Consider the following 17763-nt stretch of genomic DNA (forward strand, 5'->3'; position numbering starts at 1 on the left):
ATGACAATCACCTCGGAGCAGTCAGACTGGTTTGCCGCGACCTTCACGATGATGGTCGACAACGTTGAGCAGGTCGTGCTCGGCAAGCGCCACGTGATCGAACTCGCCTTCACGGCGATGGTCAGCGAGGGCCACCTACTGCTCGAGGACTACCCGGGCACCGGCAAGACCTCGCTCGCCCGCGCCATGTCGCAGACTGTGCAGGGCGTCTCGACCCGCATCCAGTTCACGCCGGACCTGCTGCCCGGCGACGTGACCGGTATCACCGTCTACGACCAGAAGACCGGCGAGTTCGAGTTTCACAGCGGTCCGATCTTCGCCAACGTGGTGCTCGCCGACGAGATCAACCGGGCCAGCCCGAAGACCCAGTCGGCGCTGCTCGAAGCGATGGAAGAGGGTAACGTCACCATTGACGGCGTCACCCGCTCCACCGGCGTGCCCTTTCTCGTCATCGCCACCCAGAACCCGATCGAGCAGGCCGGCACCTACCGGCTGCCCGAAGCGCAGCTCGACCGATTCATGATGAAGGCCTCGCTCGGTTACCCCGACCTCGCGTCGACGATTCGCATTCTTGAGGGCACCGCCGATGTGCGGCACGAACTCACCCCGGTGATCACCCCGCAGGCGCTCGTGAGTATGAGCGACATCGCTCGAGGCGTGTTCGTGAACCCCCTCGTCTATGACTACATCGGCCGTCTGGTCGAGGCCACCCGCGATGCCCGTCAGGTGCGCATGGGCGTGAGCGTGCGTGGCGCCCGCGCCCTCACCAAGGCCGCCAAGACCTGGGCTGTCGCCCACGGCCGCACCTTCGTCACCCCCGACGACGTCAAGGCTCTCGCCGAGCAGGTGCTCGCGCACCGCATGGTGCTCGATCCGGAGGCCGAGTTCGACGGCGTCACCGCGAGCGCCGTCATCGGTCAGATTCTGCTCGACGTCGTACCGCCCAGTCGGAGCGACCTGGCGTGAGCTTTCACACCGAATCGCGGCGGTCCCAGACGTCAAATCTGGCTCGCACCAGCACCCAGACCAGGTCTGCAACGCACACCCGGTACAGCAGCACGCGCACGAGCAAATCAACGACGTTGACCCTCGTGGGCGCCGTGGTGCTCTGGATGCGTGTCGCGCGAATGGTGCGAATCGGTGTGAAGGCATCCGTTGAGTGGGTCGGTGAGACGGTCACACCGGCCGGGTGGGTCGTGGTCGCGGCGGCGATCGTGCTGCTGCCGCTCGGCCTGGTCTTCGGCTGGACCGAACTGATCGTGACCGGCTGTGTGGCGGTTGCGCTCATTCTCATCTCGCTGCCGTTTCTGGCCGGCGGTCGCGCCTACAGCGTGGACTTCGTGCTGCCGGTCGATCGGGTCGTCGCCGGCTCCGAGGTGCTCGGCACCCTCACCGTGACGAACATCTCCAAGCGGCTCGAACTGCCCGGTCGCGTTGACGTTCCCATCGGCAAAGGACTGGCGGATGTCTACGTGCCGCTTCTGCGCGCCGGCCAGGTGCACGAAGAGCACGTTCGCGTGCCCGCCTACCGCCGCGGCGTCATCGACGTGGGCCCGGTCACGACCGTGCGCAGCGACCCGCTCGGGGTGCTCGGCCGTGAAGTGGCCTGGGCCGACGTGAACCACCTGTTCGTGCACCCGGTGACCGTGTCGATTCCCAGTACGAGCGCCGGTTTCGTGCGTGACCTCGAGGGCAATCCCACGAGTGACATCGTCGACTCCGACATCTCTTTTCACGCCATTCGCGAGTATGCCCCCGGCGATGGGCAACGGCACATCCACTGGAAGTCCACCGCGAAGACCGGCAAGCTCATGGTGCGGCAGTTCGAAGAGAGCCGACGCTCCCGCCTGGCCATTGTGCTGAGCCTCAACGCGGCGGAGTACGCCTCCGAGGAGGAGTTCGAGATGGCGGTCAGCGCCACCGGGTCGCTCGGCGTGCGCGCCATTCGCGACGGTCGCGATCTCGCCGTCGTGGCGAGCGAGGAGATCCCCGATATCGTGCGCCGCAGCATCCGTTCGGTGCGCAGCCTGAGTGTCGTGTCGACCCGCACCCTGCTCGACGACCTCACCGCGATCGAGACCAGCCCGCACGCCATGAACGTTGAAGATGTCTGCGTGCTCGCCGCCCAGGTGGTGCCCGATATTTCGATCGCGTTCGTGGTCTGCGGCTCGACCATGACCGCGCGGCGCCTGCAGGCGCTCACCCTCAAATTTGCCGGCAACGTGCAGGTCGTCGCCGTTTTGTGCAACCCCGCCGAGCAGCCGAGCTTTCGCGACCTCGCCGGAACGAGCGTGCTGACCATTGGCGTGCTCGACGACTTTCGCTCCCTGCTGAGCCGAAAAGCCGCATGAGCGCCCCCGCAACGCCGACCTCCGACGCCGGCCGCCCCGTGACCGGGGCCATGCCGACGATTCGGCCGCGCCGACCACGCCGCGCCCGCAGCCACCGCCGCCGGGCCCGCGTGATCAACGCCCTGTTCGTTGTGGCGATGATGCTCGTCGCCGTCTGGGCGGCCTGGCCGATCTACCAGGACGTGAGCTACCTGATCATGGCGGCCGGCGCGATGCTCACCGGCATCGCCCTCGCCTGGCTCGGCGCCCGCCGGGGCTGGTCCTGGTTCACCGTGTTGCTGGCCGTGCTCGGCGGCTACCTGCTGCTCGGTGTTCCGCTCGCCGTTCCGACCGCTCTGAGCAGCGTGCCGAACGTTCTCGGCGGGCTGCTCGATCTCGTGACCGCAACGGTGTTCAGCTGGAAGGAGCTCGTCACCATCGCTCTGCCGGTCGGCTCCTACCAGAGCCTGCTGGCCCCGGCCTTTCTGCTGTTTCTCGGCGGCACCACGGTTGCGCTGTCCCTGGTCTGGCGCGGCGGCCGACTCTTCGCCCTCGCCGTGCCCCTGATCTTCGCCGTGCAGCTGTTCGGCCTGGTCTTCGGGTCGAGTGCCGTGAGCATTCCGCTGACCGTGCTCGGGTGGAGCGTGCCGGCACCGCGGGAAAGCCTGATCGGCCTCGCCGCCCTGCTGCTCGCCTTCGGCTTTCTGGCCTGGCGCACCCATCTTGCCCGCAGCGAAGCGCTCGACCTGGCCGCCCGCACGACCGGGGTGCGGCGCACGCCCGGCGGCCTCGGCGGTCGCGTGCGCCGAGGCGTTCTCGCCGGCGGTGTGCTGCTGCTCGCCATCGGTGTCTCGCTCGGCGGACTCTCGGCCACCTGGGCGACGCCGGCTCGCGACGTGCTGCGCAGCAGCATCGACCCGGCTGTCGACCTGCGTGAGTACATCAGCCCGCTCAGCCAGTACCGCAGCTACTTCAGTGCGGAGCGGTACGACCAGCAACTGTTCACGGTGACCGGCGCCGCCGCCGCCGCCGCCGCCGGCACCGCATCGCGCGTGCGCCTCGCCGTGCTCAGCTACTACGACGGCGAAGTGTTTCGGGTCGTGAACCCCGCCGCGGGCGAGAGTGACCAGATCACGGCCTTCGCCCGGGTGCCGCACTCGCGTGCCTCGACCGCGCAGCGCGTCACGACCAGGTTCGACATCGCCGGGTACAGCGGCGTGTGGATGCCGGGGGCAGGCGAGCTGTCCAGCATCCGCTTTGCCGGTGATCGTGCCGCCGAACTGAGTGACGGCTTCTTCTACAACGCCGGCACGGCCTCGGGTATTCAGCTCAACGCCCTCGAAAACGGTGACCGCTACACGATGGTCTCCGAATCTCAAACGGAGGCGACGACCCTCGCCGCTCTCACCCGCCCGGCCGGCGTCACGATCGACGACGCTTTGATTCCCGCGAGCCTCGCCGACTGGGTCGACGCCCAGGCGGTCACGAGTGATGGTGCCGGACTGGCCGAACTGGTCACCCGGCTGCGCGAGCGCGGCTATCTCAGCCACGCGCTCACCGCACCATCCCTCGACACAGCGCCCGAAGACTCCTGGACCGCCGATCTCGGCGACTATCAGTTCTCGCCGAGCCTCTCCGGGCATTCGGTCGCCCGCATCGACACGCTCTTCACCGCGCTGCTCGAGAAGCAGAACAACACCACGGCCACCGAGAATTCCCAGCTCGTCGCCGCGATCGGCGACGACGAACAATTTGCGGTGGCGACGGCGCTGCTCGCCCGCCACCTGGGGTTCGAGTCCCGGGTGGTGCTCGGCTTCAACCTCGACGCTGCGACCACTGCTGGTGCTGCGCGGACCGTGGGCGCGGCGAGCGCCTGCCTGCAGGGCATCTGCTCGGGGCGGAACCTCGCGGCCTGGGTCGAAGTGGCCGCCGGCGACGACACCTGGGTCACCGTGGAGGCGACCCCGCAGTTTCAGAACCCGCTGTCGCCCATCGATGACACCACGCGCGACCCGCAGTACAACACCGAAGTCATCGCCGAGAGCGCCACCGAACAGCGCGCTCCCGAAGCGAACCCGACCAGCGGTGAAGACCAGCAGGAACAGGAAGAGGTCACCGGCCCCGACCTGGCCTGGCTGTTCGCGGCCCTCAAGATTGGCGGCATCAGCCTCGCCGCCTTGCTGGCGATCAGCACGCCGTTCCTGGTCATTCTCGGTGCCAAGCTGAAGCGTCGCCGGGACCGATACCGCGCTGCCGACGTGTCGGCGCGGTTTGCCGGCGGCTGGGACGAATACGTCGACGCCGCCGTCGACCGCGGCCTCGCCGACCAGGGCAGCATGACCAGGGTCGAGATCGCGTCGCAGTACGGGTCGGTCGGCGGCACCGTGCTCGCACACCTCGCCGACCGCGCCGTGTTCGGCCCGGTGCCACCCGGGACCGGTGACAGCGATGCCTTCTGGGCCCTCGTCACCGCGGAACGGGCGGGCCTCGCCGCGAGCGGCACGCGCCGCGACCGCTGGCGCGCCGCCCTCTCCCTGCGCTCCTTTGCTCGGCTGGCGGATGCCGGTCGACTCTTCACTTTTCGACGACGCATTTCTCGATACGTCACGACCACCGTGCGCTCGAACCGGCGCGACACCAGCAGAATGGGGGAGCGGCCGCACACCAGCGGCCGCGAAGCATAAATGGATGAATCATCTGGAGCGGTGATCGCGGCAATCGTGGTGACCGTGCTGGTCAGCCTCGGCGTGTACGTTTTCTCGGCAATCGCCCTCGGCAGAATCTTTGTGAAGCTCGGGGAACAAGCCTGGAAGGGCTGGGTGCCGATCGTCAACACCATCATCCTGTTCGAGCTCGGTCGCTATTCGGCCCTCTGGGTTATCGGCCTGTTCATTCCCGCAGCAAACCTGGTGGCCCTCGTCGTCTTCATCATGGCGGTCAACAATGTGAACCGGCGTCTGGGCCACGGCGGCGGATTCACGCTGCTCTATCTGGTCTCCTTTCCCATCTGGGCCGGCGTTGTCGGCTTTGGCAAGAGCGTCGACACCGGCTGGATGCCCGGCGTGGCCGCGACCGGATACGTGCCATTTGCCCCGGTGACGCCCCTGTCGATGACGCCCCTGTCGATGAGGGCTGCGGCTGTGGCTGCTGCTCCGGCCGAGCCGCGCCTGATGCCGCCCGCTCCGCCGGCCCCTCCGGCGGCGTTCCTGGCGGCGGCTCCTCCGGCTCCTCCGGCACCGCCCGTACCGTCCACGCCGCCGGCTCCGCCCGTACCGTCCACGCCGCCGGCTCCGCCCGTACCGTCCACGCCGCCGGCTCCGCCCGTCGTGAGCGGTCTGCCCACCGGACCGCCGCCGTTCTACGTGAGCGCGCCGCCAGCCCCGCCGATAGCGGCGCAGCCGGCGTTCTCGGCGCCGCCAGCCCCTCCGGCGCCGCCAGCCCCTCCGGCGCCGCCCGTCTTTGCAGCCCCGCCAGCCCCTCCCGCCCCTCCGGCGCCGCCAGCCCCTCCGGCACCGCCCGTTCTCGCCGCACCGCCAGCCCCGCCAGCCCCGCCGGCCCCGCCGGCAGAACCGGCAAACCCGTGGGCTCCGCCGGCACCGGTCGTTCAGGCCAGCGCAGCTCCGGTACCCGCTCCGCCCGCTGAGCCAGCCGCGGCTGTCGCTTACGCGGCATCCGTGGCAGCAGTACCCGCCGCCGTCACGACCGCCGTCATGCCCGCCGCTGTCACCCCGGTTGCAGCCCCGGCCGGTGCAAACACTCACGACGACGGGGTCGACCAGGACGACGACCTCGACGAGACCATGATCGTGGTGCGCCGCATGAAGCCGTGGACCCTCGAAACCGAACACGGTCTCAAGGTCTCGCTCACCAAACCGGTGGTGCTGCTCGGGCGCAACCCCACGCGCGGCGGCGCACACGCGGACGCCCAATTGGTGCCGCTGCACGACCCGGGCAAGACCGTGTCGAAGACCCACGCCCGGCTCGACTTCGTTGAGGGAGTCTGGGGTATCAGCGATCTGCAGTCCACTAACGGTGTCGTTCTCATCGACGGTGGCGGCGTGGAGAACGAGCTCGATGCGGGTGCGAGTGCAGCCCTGACCGATCGGTTCCTGCTGGGGGAGCTCGCCGCGCGCATCTACCTGGAGGCCTGAGCCATGACCCAACTCGCCGACCAGCGGGCCACCAGCGCCGGGGTGTCGCTGCAGTGCGGCTGGCGCACCGACGTCGGCCGCAAACGCACTGAGAACGAAGACTCGCTGCTGGCTTCTCAGCCAGTGTTCATTGTCGCCGACGGCATGGGCGGCCTCGAAGCCGGTCAGCGCGCGAGCGCCGCCGTGATTGCGGAATTCCAGGGTTGCGTCGGCCGCACCGCCGTGCCGGCCGGCGACGTGGTGGCCGCCGTCGAACGCGCGCACGCCGCGGTGCGAATCGTGTCGGATTCGACCGGGCGCGGTGCCGGCAGCACCCTGACCGGCCTGGTGCTCATCGACCACGAGAACGCCCCGCAATGGCTCATCGTGAACGTGGGCGACTCCCGCGTCTACCGCCTGCACGGCGGGGAGTTGCAGCAGCTCACCGTTGACCACTCCCTCGCCCAGGAACTCATCGACGAAGGCTCACTGCTCAAAGCGGATGTCGCCACCTTCGCCCGCAAGAACGTCATCACCCGCGCGATGGGCGCCGATAACAGCAATGCCGACTACTGGCTGCGCCCGGTCGTGACCGGCGAACGATTGCTCGTGTGCTCCGACGGGCTGAGCGGTGAACTCTCCGATGAGGCCATCAAGGCCGGCCTGACCCTCGGCGGCAGCACCCAGCAGACGGCAGACGCGTTGCTCGCCGGAGCCCTGGAACACGGCGGCCGCGACAACGTGTCGGTGATCGTGATCGACGTCATCGCCGGCGGGGTCAACTCCTGGCACGGCATCGCCATCGGCGACGACCAGTCCGACACCATCGACACCCGCACCGAAGACACCCGACCGGTACAACGGGTGGCCCGCAATGCAGCCCGCTGATCCCGGGCAGCCGGCCATGCAGCCCGCAGACGACGACCGCGACGAGGCCACCAGAATCGTGCGCCGGGGCAGTCCGCGGCACGGCGCGGCGGCCCCGCAACCGAGCATCAGCAGCGAATCCGACGACAGCAGCGACTCCGACGACAGCAGTCAGCCCGACGACGAGGCCGGCCTCGACGACGACACCGTCATCGTGCAGCGCACGGCAGACGAACGCACCGTCATCGTGCAGCGCGAGGCCGATGAACGCACGCGCATCGTGCAGCGTGCGGGGGACGAACACACCCGCCGCGTGGCACGACGGCCCAAGGCCGGCGGCGAGCCAGACCGTGCCGACGACCGTGCCGACGACAATGCCGTCGACAACGCCGACGACGACAATGCCGACGACGCCACCGTGCGTTCTTCCCGGGGCAGCACGGCCGTCGATACCCTGCTGAGCAGTCGGCGGGCGGCCGCTCCCGCGCACACCCCCGTCGCTGACGCGCTGCAACGCCGCTATGAACCACCACAGGTGCAGAGCGGTGCGAGCGTGCGCTACGCGGCGCGTCCGACGCCGGCGATCGTCGCACCGAGAGCCCCGCTCCCCGTGGCCGACCCGCAGCCCGATGTGGCCCGGCTCCGTCTCGCCGACGCCGCCGCTGAAATTCGCGAGCACGCCGCCGCAGTGAAGCGTCATCGTCGCCGATTCACCTTGGTCGCGATCATCTCGATCACAGGTGTGGTGGTACTCGCTGCTGCCGCGTATACCGTCTTCACCGTTCTCACCTGGTGAAGCCGAACCGCGCCGCCCCACACTTCTGCACCCTTCCGCCAGCACCGAGAACCTAGGAGCTCCCCTCTCGTGACAGATTCCACCTCCCCCCTCTTTCGGGAAGCCGCCGACCCGGCCACCCCGCAGGCCCGGCTCGCCGAGATCGCCGCAGCCCATCACGATCTGCACCTTGTCATTTCGGCGAACCCGTCCTGTTATCCGGCCCTGATCGAGTGGATGCTCCAGCTCGGCACCATCGCGCCCGTCGCGCCCGCAACACCCGTCATCCCGGAGCCGGTGCTCACCGAAGATGCCGCCGCCGAACAGGCCGCCGCTGTGCCCGCCGCCGCGGCGCCGACCGGTCTGCCGACTGAGCCGGCGGCATCCGCTGTGCCGAATCCCTTCGCACCGTCGGCCTCCGCCGCGGCGCCGAGGTCGACGCCAGCCCCGGGCCAGGATGCACGCGGCCAGTCCGCGCGGCGTCCGCGCAAGAAACTGCTGATCTGGAGCTCGATCGGTGTCGTCGTGCTGCTGATCGCCGGTGGAGGCGTGTGGGCGTACGGAGCCATCTTCTCCAAACTCGGCGGCGCATCCTCGCCGACGGCAGCGGTGCAGAAACTGCTCGAGGGCACCGCCGATATGGACCTGGTCAGCCTGTACGGTTCGTTGTCTCCCGCCGAGATCGAGTCGTTCAAGGCGCCGATCGACCAGCTCGGTACCATGGCCATGGACGACGAAAACGGTGACCCGGTCGACCTGCCCGCGCTCATCAACACGGTCGTCGATAGCCTGAATATCACCCTGACCGGGCTGCAACTCGAGTCCGAAGACATCGAAGACGGCGTTGCGGTGGTCACCATCACCGCGGGCGAAATGACCATGAACGGCGATGCCGAAACGATCACCGACGCCTACCTCGAGGTCGTGGCTCCGCAGCTGCGGCTGCAGCAACAATCCTTCGGCTATGACGACAGCGACACCGATGCGATGATCGCGGACCTGCGCGAGTCCTCGATCGACGAGCTGAACGACATGCTGCCGTTCACGCAATCGGCCGCCGACCTGGCCGAGGAGCTCGGCCACGACGCCGCCGTCGTCACCGTGCGTGAGGGCGGCTCCTGGTACGTCAGCCCGCTGCTCACCGCCGGTGAGAACCTGCTGCTGGGCGCATCGCAAACCCGCGGCAGCCTGGTCGCCGCCGACGACGTGGCCGCGTTCGACACCGGTGACGCTGCCGCCGAGGGCTTCGCCGAGGCCGTCATCGCGTTCGGCGAGAATGGCGACTACGGCGACCTCGCCGCCGTAGTGCCCGAATCCGAACGCCGCTTTCTCAGCCTCTACGGTGACGCGCTCATGCCCACCGATGGCGGCGGCGACTATGACAACCTGACGATCACCGATTTCGCCGTGACCCCGCAGGTCGAGGGCAAGACGGCGCGCCTCGACATCGACAGCATCGTGATCGAGGGCGACGGCTATGACTGGCCGTACCGCACCGAATTCTCCGGGGTGTGCGTCACCACCGATTCGGGGTACTCCTCGTTCGACGGATGCCTCGACGACGTTCCCGCGATGAAGGAACTCGGCGCGGGCAGCTGGCGGGTTCTCGCCGTGCAGGAGCAGGGCGGATGGTTCGTCAGCCCCCTGCGCACCATCGCCGACGTGACCGGAATCGCCGTGGAAAAGCTCGTGAAGCTCAGCCAGGACGGCGAGCTCGACCGGCTCTATCAGTAACACCGTCGCAGCACAGCATCCACTCGACACGCAGCCACTCGACACGCAGCCACACGACGCCAGACCGAAGACAGAGGACCCAGATGACCTTCGACCCCACCCAGCAGCCGCCGGCTGCTGCGCAATACGTCGCTCCGGCTGCGCCCGCTGCGCCCCAGTACGCAGCGCCCGTCGCCCCGCAATACGCCGCCCCGCAGTTCGCCGCACCCCAGTACGCTGCCCCCCAGTACACGCAGCCGCCCGCCCGCCCGAACCCGTTCGCCGGCATCCCGGCGTCTGACTGGGCGCGCGACGGCGGTGCGCTGCTGTTGCTGCTGATCTCCCTGGCCCTGCCATGGATGTTCAGTACCGAGACTTACAGCATGAGCGAATCGATCGGCGCGACCGGCCGCATCGAGGTTATTTTGATCACGCTGCTGTCACTGTTCTCGCTCAGCCTCACCTACCTGCTGCGGGCCGGCGTGTTCGGTGCCGGGGTCGGGCTCGCCCAGATCTGGTTGATTCGACTGCTCGTCAACGTGCCCTACGCTCTCCTCGTGCTGGGCTTCATGCTCGTCGACATCTTCACGACCGATCAAACGACCGGCGTCGGGTACGCAGCCGCTTTCGGACTGGCCGGCGCCTTCCTCGCCGCCCAACCGCGTGCAGCAGAACTCGTCGGAATCGTCGGCGCGCGCCCGATCGTTCGGCTCTGGTACCGCATTGTGATCGGTTACGGCGTGGTCGTGGCGCTGACCGTGCTGGGAGGGATCGGTTTCGGAATCGTGGCGACGACATCCGCTGAGGTCACCGGCCTGGTGCTGCTCACCGCCATCGTCGCCGTGCTCGCCGGTGCGGCCGCCGCGCTGCTGCCGATCTACGGCATCGTGCGCGGCAGTGCGATCTGGCTCACCATCGCCCGCGTGCTGGGCGCGACCGCCATCGGCGTCATCACCATCGACGCCTTCACCGACCATCTGCTGTCGGTCAGCGGCATCGAATCGCTCAGCTACGGCGGCTACCCGCTCCTTCTGCTCGCCGGCCTGTTCGGCCTGGCCTGCTCGCCGGCCCTCCGCCTCGCGATGGCTCCGACCGCACCGATCAGCACATGGTTCGGGGTTGCCTCGCTCACACTCGTGCTCATCGTCGGCACCGCCGGCCTGAGCCTGCTGCTGGTCATCGCAACCCTCATCGGAAGCGGCGCCGATTCCGGCTCGACCGGTCTGAACATCGGCGCCACCATCGTGCTGTCGATCATCATCGTCGTGGCCATCATCGCCCGCACAACGCTGCGCTCAAACCCGGCCGCCAGCCAGTGGCTCGTGCTCGGCCTCACCGGTCTGATCACCGTTCTCGGCATCGTCTTCGTCGTGCTGCGCGGGCAGAGCATCGCCGACGAGAACCTCGGGCAGCTCTATTCCTGGCTCTTCGAGGGCACGACGTACACTTCGTTCTCGCTGATCATCCTCACCACCGCGGCCACACTGAGCCTGGCCCTGGCCTTCGCGCTGCCCGCACTGGTCTTCTACGCGCTGACCGCTCCGACCGCCGTGCGCGGCTACTTCGCCCAGTACGGCCCCGTGCGGGCGCAGGCTCCCGCCGACTTCACCGGCTATGCGGCTGCTGGTCTGTCCGCCCCGGCAGCTGCTGCACCGACCGTGCAAACGGATGCCGCGGCGCCGGCCACACCCGCTGCGGCAGCGCCTGCGTCAGGCGCCCCGGCAGCGGCCACGGCCACGGCCGCGGCGCCGGCTGTTCCGCCGGCATCGCTTGAACCGACGTCCGAACTGCCGATCGAAGCACCGAGCGCTGCCAGCCTGACCGCGTCCGACCCGGCCTCCTCGGCCGCTGAGCTCTACGAGCTCGCTCAGAAGTACCCCGAGGTGTGGCCGCAACTCGCGGGCAACCCGAGCACCTATCCCGACCTGCTCACCTGGTTGGCGCAGTCGCCCGACCCGCTCGTGCAGCAGGCCCTGCGCGCCCGCGCACTTTAGCCGGTTGCGTGCGACGCCCGTCGCGCGCAACCGCAGCAGAACTGCTGACAATTTTGCTGATCACCCCCCGATTGTGGGTCTGGCCGAGCATTGTCCTCGTCGGATACGTTGAAGTGTCACCCACACACCTCGGGCATCATCACTTGGCGCAGCTGCCTGAGCCAGAGCGATAACCGCAGCAGCGTCACACCTTGGGGGCACGTTTCGTGTCGAGCCTGACAGAGATTTTGATTTCGCACGGCCTGTTGCCGGCCGAACAATCCGACACGCTCTCGGCCGGTGATACCGCCGACGAGACCGCAGTGCGGGCCTTGCTCGCCAGCGGGGTGATTTCCGAGCTGCAGTTCGCTCGGGCCCGCGCCGAGCAGACCAACCTGCCGTTCGTTGAGCTGCTCGACTATCCCGTCGACGAGCTGGCACTGACCAAGGTTCCGGTAGCCATCTGCCACCGCGACGAGGTGCTGCCGATCGGGTTCGACGGCAAACGGCTGATTCTGGCCATGGTCGACCCGGGCAACGTGTTCGCCCTCGACGATGTGCGCGAAACCGCCCGCATGCGCGTGACTCCGGTCGTCGTGGAGCGTTCCGACCTCATGGCCGCGATCTCGCGCTATCACCGCGCCGACGACGAGCTCAACGACCTCACCAACACCTTCGAAGAAGAGCAGGCGGCGCCCGACGACGACTCGCTCAGCGACGCCGAGGCCGCCGAAGACGCCGCGCCCATCGTGCGTTTCGTCAACCTGCTGGTCTCCCAGGCCATCCAGGACAAAGCCTCCGACATTCACATTGAACCGGCCGAACTCAGCCTGCGCATCCGCTATCGCATCGACGGTGTGCTGCACGAAATGCCGTCAGCACCGAAGAACATTCAAAGCGGCGTCATCTCCCGCATCAAGATCATGAGCGAGATCGACATTGCCGAGCGGCGCAAACCGCAGGACGGCCGCATGTCGGTCTCCCACAATGGGCGCAAAATCGACCTGCGTGTTGCCATTCTGCCCACGGTCTGGGGTGAAAAGGTGGTCCTGCGCATTCTTGACAACGCCACCTCGCGCATGAGCATGAACGACCTGAACATGCTCGTGGAGAACCGCGATGAATACAAGATGGCGTACACCAAGCCCAACGGAATGATTCTGGTGACCGGGCCGACCGGGTCGGGCAAGTCCACCACGCTGTACACGACCCTGAGCGCCATCTCCAAACCCGAGATCAACGTGATCACCGTGGAAGACCCGGTGGAATACCGCATGCCGGGAATCAACCAGGTGCAGGTGAACCGCAAGGCGGGCCTCACCTTTGCCGTGGCGCTGCGTTCCATTCTGCGCTCCGACCCCGACGTGGTGCTGCTCGGTGAGATTCGCGACCAGGAGACCGCGAAGATCGCCATCGAGGCTTCGCTCACCGGCCACCTCGTGCTCTCCACCCTGCACACCAACGATGCGCCGAGCGCCATGACTCGCCTGGTCGAGATGGGGATCGAGCCGTTTCTGGTGGGCTCGGCGATCACCTGTGTGGTGGCCCAGCGCCTGGCCCGGCGGCTCTGTGAACGCTGCAAGGTCGTCGATCGTCGCGACCAGCACGAACTCGCCGGCCTCGGTTTCGGCCACAACCACACCGACACCCCGCCGACCATCTACGTGCCGAGCGGATGCACCGCCTGCTCGCACACGGGATACCGCGGCCGGGTCGCGGTGCACGAAGTGATGACGGTCTCCCCCGAAGTGGAACGCCTCACCATCGCGCGTGCCTCCAGCGGGGAGATCGCCGCCGCCGCCCGCAAACAGGGCATGATCACCCTGCTCGACGACGGCTGGGCCAAGGTGCGTCTCGGCCTGACCTCGATTGACGAGGTGTTGCGTGTCGTCGCCTGACCCCGACCTGCTGGCCGCGCTGCACGAGGTTCTCGAACGCGGGGCCTCGGATCTGCACGTCACCGTCGGAGCCGCTCCGCGCATCCGGATCGACGGCACCCTGTGTGCCATCGAGGGAGACCAGGAATGGCCGGTTGAAAAGGTCTCCTCGGCCCTGTACAGCCTGCTGACCCCGCAGGAACGCGCCACCTTCGACCGTGACCTCGAACTCGACTTCGCCTACACGGCCGGCGGGGCCCGCTTTCGGGTCAACTACTACCTGCAGCGTAATTCGGTGGGCGGGGCCTTTCGACTGATTCCGCGTGAGATCAAATCGCTGGTCCAGCTCGGGGTGCCCGAGACGGTCGCCCGGTTCGCTCACCTTCCGCGCGGCCTCGTTCTGGTGACCGGTCCCACCGGTTCGGGTAAGTCCACGACCCTGGCCGCGCTCATCGACGTGGTCAACCGCACCAGGGCCGACCATATCGTCACCGTCGAAGACCCGATCGAGTTCATGCACAAGCACCGTATGTCGCTCGTGAACCAACGCGAGGTGGGCCATGACACGCACAGCTTTGCTGACGCGCTCAAACACGTGCTGCGGCAAGACCCGGATGTCATTCTGATCGGCGAATTGCGCGACCTCGAAACCATTTCGGTGGCCCTGACCGCCGCCGAAACCGGGCACCTCGTGTTCGCCACCCTGCACACGCAGGATGCCGCCCAGACCATCGACCGCCTGATCGATGTGTTTCCGCCGCACCAGCAGGCGCAGGTGCGCACGCAGCTCGCCATCACCCTGATGGGCGTGGTCTGCCAGACGCTCGTGAAGAAGATCGGCGGCGGCCGGGTGGTGGCCACCGAGGTGCTCGTCACCACGCCGGCGGTCTCCAACCTCATTCGGGAAGGCAAGATCCACCAGCTGAGCACGGCGATGCAGTCCGGGCGCGCGCTCGGCATGCACACCATGGATCAGCACCTGGCCGACCTCGTCAATAACGGCGTCATCACCCGCGAGGTGGCCGAGGAACAGGCGCAAGACACCATCGGCCTCGACCAGCTCATCCACCGGGTCGGTGCACCCGCCGGCGCCGATCACCGCAGCGCCAACATCGATTTCGGCACCGGCGCCCGCGCCGCGAACATCGACTTTCACGATGCCTACTCCGACGGAGGCTTGTAATGGACAGCACGCTGTCCTGGGCCTACCGCGGGCGGGACTCGACCGACAAGGTCGTCAAGGGGCGGCTCACGGCCAAGACCGAAGGCGCCGCGATTCTGCGCCTGCGCTCGCTCGGCCTGTCGCCCATCTCCATCGTGGAGGTGGCGGCCAAGACCGGGCTGAACCGCGACATTCGTATTCCCGGCATCAGCCGTGGTGTGAGCCTGAAAGACCTCGCCGTGATGAGCCGCCAGATGGCCACCATGACCTCGGCGGGGCTCACCCTGCTGCGCACCCTGTACATCCTGGCCGAGCAGACCACGCAGACGCAGCTGGCCGCGGTGCTCACGACCATTCGCACCGACGTCGAGACCGGGCTGTCACTCTCCGACGCCATGGTGCGACACAAAACGGTGTTTCCGCCCATCATGATCAACCTCGTGAAGGCCGGCGAAACCGGCGGGTTTCTCGAAGACTCCCTCAACTCCATCGCCGAGAACTTCGAGGCCGAGGTGAAACTGCGCGACACGATCAAATCGGCTCTCGCCTACCCGGTTATCGTGCTGATCATGGCCGTCGTGGCGGTGATCGGCATGCTCATCTTCATCGTGCCGGTGTTCGAGGGCATGTTCGCCGACCTCGGTGGTGCGCTGCCGCTGCCCACCCAAATTCTGGTGGTGCTGTCGGGCCTCATGGTCTGGCTGACTCCGGTGCTGATCGTGCTCGGCGTGGTGTTCGCGTTCTGGTGGCGCAAGAACAAACACACCGACCGCGTGCGCCGCATCATCGACCCGGTCAAGCTCAAGCTTCCCGTGTTCGGCGACCTGCTCACCAAGCTCGCCGTGGCACGGTTCAGTCGCAACTTCGCCACCATGATCGGGGCCGGCGTGCCCATTCTGCAGTCGCTCGCCATTGTGGGGGAGACCTCGGGCAACTGGGTGGTGGAGAACGCACTGCGCAAGGTGCAGAGCTCGGTGAGCCTCGGTCGCTCCATCGCCGGGCCGCTGTCGCTCGAGCCGGTGTTTCCCGCCATGGTCACGCAGATGATCGCCGTGGGAGAAGACGCGGGAGCCCTGGAACAGATGCTCACCAAGATCGCGGACTTCTACGACCAGGAGGTGCAGGCCACCACCGAGCAGCTCACCGCGCTCATTGAACCGCTCATGATCGCCTTTATCGGCATCGTCATTGGCGGCATGGTCGTAGCGCTGTACCTGCCCATGTTCACCATCTTCGACTACGTGAAATAACGTCAATCACCCGCGTTGAAGACTGGCCGATTTGTAGCCCTTTTTGGGGTATCGAGGGGCAGGTTTTTCGCTGATGGGGGTGCATTTAAGACGTAGCCTTTTGGGTATAGGGGCTTATGGGCTTCCTGCTAAAAACGTTCATCAACGCAAAGGATTCACGCATGATTCGCACACTGACTTCGGGTCTCGCGCGTAGGCGCGCCACCCTCGGCACCAAGGACAAAGGCTTCACCCTCATCGAGCTGCTCGTTGTGGTGCTCATCCTCGGCGTGCTGTCCGCCGTCGCCATCCCGATCTTCCTTAATCAGCAGGATGGTGCGAAAGATAGCGCCGTTCAGGCTGCGCTGACCAACGCAAAATCGTCGATTGCCGTCGCCGTAATTGATGGAACTTCCACGGTTGCCGCGGCGATCACGGAGCTGAATGGCATCGAAGGTGGAGGAGCAGTCACGGTTCTCAAGGGTTACTCCAAGAGTGACAAGATTTTTCTAGTAGGTACATCCGCGGGCGAGACTTTCAAAATTACGGGTTACTACGGCACTGACAACTCAGGCTCAAACGTACACAGCATCACCGACACGACGACCGCCAAACCAGGCGCCTAGAACCCGCTCTCGGGCAATAGTGGGGGTCGATCCCTGTGCCCGCACCAGGGCGTCGCAATGATTGGTTAATCCATGAATGCTCAATTTGAGTGGTCCGCTGAGAACCGCGATGACGGGTTTGGAATGCTCGAGATCATGATCTCGATGCTCCTGCTCGGCCTACTTGCAATCGGTTTTCTCCCGCTGTTGATGCAAACGATGCGGGTGTCGGCGTCCAACGCGACACTCGCAACGGCCACGCAGCTGGTCGAAATGCAGATGGAACAGATTCGAGACCTTGACCCGGTCTGCCAGACGTTGAAAAACTTCAAGCCGACGTCACCCTCTGACAATCGGCTGACCGCCAAGGTTGATGTCGTCTGTCCGGCTGCGGGTGAGGCGCAAACCGCGAGAGTTGTGGTGTCGGTCTCTGATAGCACAAGGGTCGTATCCCAGGCCGTGACATTGATCTACATATCGAGCTAAGCAGACCATGTTCACACCTCGCACTGCGCCGATTGCCGAGCAAGGCTTCACGCTCGTGGAGCTACTGATCTACTCGGCCTTTTCCGTGATCATCCTTTCTTTGGTCGGGGGAATGCTGGTCACGAGCCTCTCGGCGCAGAAGACCATGATCGCCCGCTCAGAAGCTGCGTCCGCGGGTCAGCTCATCTCGCAGTCGATTCACTCCGGTGTTCGTAATGCGAATGCAATCAAAATTGTCTCGCCGGTCGTCGGGAGCGAGATGCTGATCATGGCCACGGTCCAGACAGGCGACGGCGAGACCGGAGAGTCCTGCCAGGCATGGTTTTACACAGCGGCTGATGGTGGTGCCGTCTACTACAAGAGTGCCGCTGCGGGCGAGTTGAATTTCATTTCTCCTCCAGCCGCAGGCAGTTTCGCCGGGTGGCTGATGCTGGGTGATGACATCAGCCCGAGTGAGGCTTCAAGACCTTTCTTCCTGGGTGCGGGCAGCCCCCTGAACGAAGTTGCTGTTTCTTTCACAGTCGGTGCCGGTAGCAAGAATGCCCCCATTCTGATCGAGTCGACCACCATCACCCGCCAATCTGGATCGGAGTCATCCGCATGTTTCAACTGAGGA

The 17763-nt window shown here is 66.6% G+C and carries 14 protein-coding genes; all 14 read left to right on the forward strand.

What is annotated here, in order from left to right; all coding sequences use genetic code 11:
- Nucleotides 1–966 (forward strand): AAA family ATPase, encoded by a 966-nt coding sequence (locus BMW72_RS03110; RefSeq protein ID WP_092107165.1) that lies wholly within the window; start codon nt 1–3, stop codon nt 964–966.
- Nucleotides 963–2351: a DUF58 domain-containing protein gene (locus tag BMW72_RS03115; RefSeq protein WP_092107167.1), complete on the forward strand. Its 1389-nt coding sequence runs from the start codon at nt 963–965 to the stop codon at nt 2349–2351. Before BMW72_RS03110 ends, BMW72_RS03115 begins: the two co-directional genes overlap by 4 nt.
- Nucleotides 2348–5014 (forward strand): transglutaminase-like domain-containing protein, encoded by a 2667-nt coding sequence (locus BMW72_RS03120; protein ID WP_092107169.1) that lies wholly within the window; start codon nt 2348–2350, stop codon nt 5012–5014. Before BMW72_RS03115 ends, BMW72_RS03120 begins: the two co-directional genes overlap by 4 nt.
- Entirely contained in the window at nt 5015–6481 is a 1467-nt protein-coding gene (locus tag BMW72_RS03125; protein WP_092107171.1) for a DUF5684 domain-containing protein, read from the forward strand.
- Nucleotides 6482–6484: 3 nt separating this feature from the next.
- The gene (locus BMW72_RS03130; RefSeq protein ID WP_092107173.1) at nt 6485–7348 is read left to right on the forward strand and encodes a PP2C family protein-serine/threonine phosphatase; all 864 of its coding nucleotides are present in this window, start codon (nt 6485–6487) and stop codon (nt 7346–7348) included.
- A complete protein-coding gene (locus tag BMW72_RS03135; protein ID WP_092107175.1) occupies nt 7335–8123 on the forward strand; it encodes a hypothetical protein in 789 nt (262 codons plus the stop codon). Before BMW72_RS03130 ends, BMW72_RS03135 begins: the two co-directional genes overlap by 14 nt.
- 69 nt (nt 8124–8192) lie before the next feature.
- Nucleotides 8193–9836: a variant leucine-rich repeat-containing protein gene (locus BMW72_RS03140; protein ID WP_092107177.1), complete on the forward strand. Its 1644-nt coding sequence runs from the start codon at nt 8193–8195 to the stop codon at nt 9834–9836.
- An 83-nt stretch (nt 9837–9919) separates the two neighbouring features.
- A complete protein-coding gene (locus tag BMW72_RS18940) occupies nt 9920–11809 on the forward strand; it encodes a DUF7937 domain-containing protein (protein ID WP_092107179.1) in 1890 nt (629 codons plus the stop codon).
- Between the two features lie 206 nt (nt 11810–12015).
- Complete coding sequence (locus tag BMW72_RS03150) at nt 12016–13686, forward strand: GspE/PulE family protein (RefSeq protein ID WP_092107181.1); 1671 nt, start codon at nt 12016–12018, stop codon at nt 13684–13686.
- On the forward strand, nt 13673–14848 hold the full coding sequence (locus BMW72_RS03155) for a type IV pilus twitching motility protein PilT (RefSeq protein ID WP_174843171.1): 1176 nt from the start codon (nt 13673–13675) through the stop codon (nt 14846–14848). The genes BMW72_RS03150 and BMW72_RS03155 overlap by 14 nt, the downstream gene beginning before the upstream one ends.
- Nucleotides 14848–16077, forward strand: coding sequence for a type II secretion system F family protein (locus BMW72_RS03160; protein WP_092107183.1), 1230 nt, complete (start codon nt 14848–14850; stop codon nt 16075–16077). The genes BMW72_RS03155 and BMW72_RS03160 overlap by 1 nt, the downstream gene beginning before the upstream one ends.
- Nucleotides 16078–16238: 161 nt before the next feature.
- Nucleotides 16239–16682, forward strand: a complete 444-nt coding sequence (locus BMW72_RS03165) for a prepilin-type N-terminal cleavage/methylation domain-containing protein (protein ID WP_092107185.1) — start codon at nt 16239–16241, stop codon at nt 16680–16682.
- A gap of 72 nt (nt 16683–16754) precedes the next feature.
- Nucleotides 16755–17147 (forward strand): type IV pilus modification PilV family protein, encoded by a 393-nt coding sequence (locus BMW72_RS03170; RefSeq protein ID WP_479684264.1) that lies wholly within the window; start codon nt 16755–16757, stop codon nt 17145–17147.
- A gap of 7 nt (nt 17148–17154) precedes the next feature.
- Nucleotides 17155–17760: a PilW family protein gene (locus tag BMW72_RS03175; RefSeq protein ID WP_092107189.1), complete on the forward strand. Its 606-nt coding sequence runs from the start codon at nt 17155–17157 to the stop codon at nt 17758–17760.
- The last annotated feature ends 3 nt before the right edge of the window (nt 17761–17763 follow it).

Source organism: Cryobacterium luteum (assembly GCF_900110125.1).
GTDB classification, from domain to species: Bacteria; Actinomycetota; Actinomycetes; order Actinomycetales; family Microbacteriaceae; genus Cryobacterium; species Cryobacterium luteum.

Coding starts and splice junctions, on each gene's coding strand:
- BMW72_RS03135 (WP_092107175.1), top strand. CDS start 7,335: ATGCAGCCCGCTGATCCCGGGCAGCCGGCCATGCAGCCCGCAGACGAC.
- BMW72_RS03130 (WP_092107173.1), top strand. CDS start 6,485: ATGACCCAACTCGCCGACCAGCGGGCCACCAGCGCCGGGGTGTCGCTG.
- BMW72_RS03110 (WP_092107165.1), top strand. CDS start 1: ATGACAATCACCTCGGAGCAGTCAGACTGGTTTGCCGCGACCTTCACG.
- BMW72_RS03125 (WP_092107171.1), top strand. CDS start 5,015: ATGGATGAATCATCTGGAGCGGTGATCGCGGCAATCGTGGTGACCGTG.
- BMW72_RS03175 (WP_092107189.1), top strand. CDS start 17,155: ATGTTCACACCTCGCACTGCGCCGATTGCCGAGCAAGGCTTCACGCTC.
- BMW72_RS03120 (WP_092107169.1), top strand. CDS start 2,348: ATGAGCGCCCCCGCAACGCCGACCTCCGACGCCGGCCGCCCCGTGACC.
- BMW72_RS03160 (WP_092107183.1), top strand. CDS start 14,848: ATGGACAGCACGCTGTCCTGGGCCTACCGCGGGCGGGACTCGACCGAC.
- BMW72_RS18940 (WP_092107179.1), top strand. CDS start 9,920: ATGACCTTCGACCCCACCCAGCAGCCGCCGGCTGCTGCGCAATACGTC.
- BMW72_RS03170 (WP_479684264.1), top strand. CDS start 16,755: ATGAATGCTCAATTTGAGTGGTCCGCTGAGAACCGCGATGACGGGTTT.
- BMW72_RS03165 (WP_092107185.1), top strand. CDS start 16,239: ATGATTCGCACACTGACTTCGGGTCTCGCGCGTAGGCGCGCCACCCTC.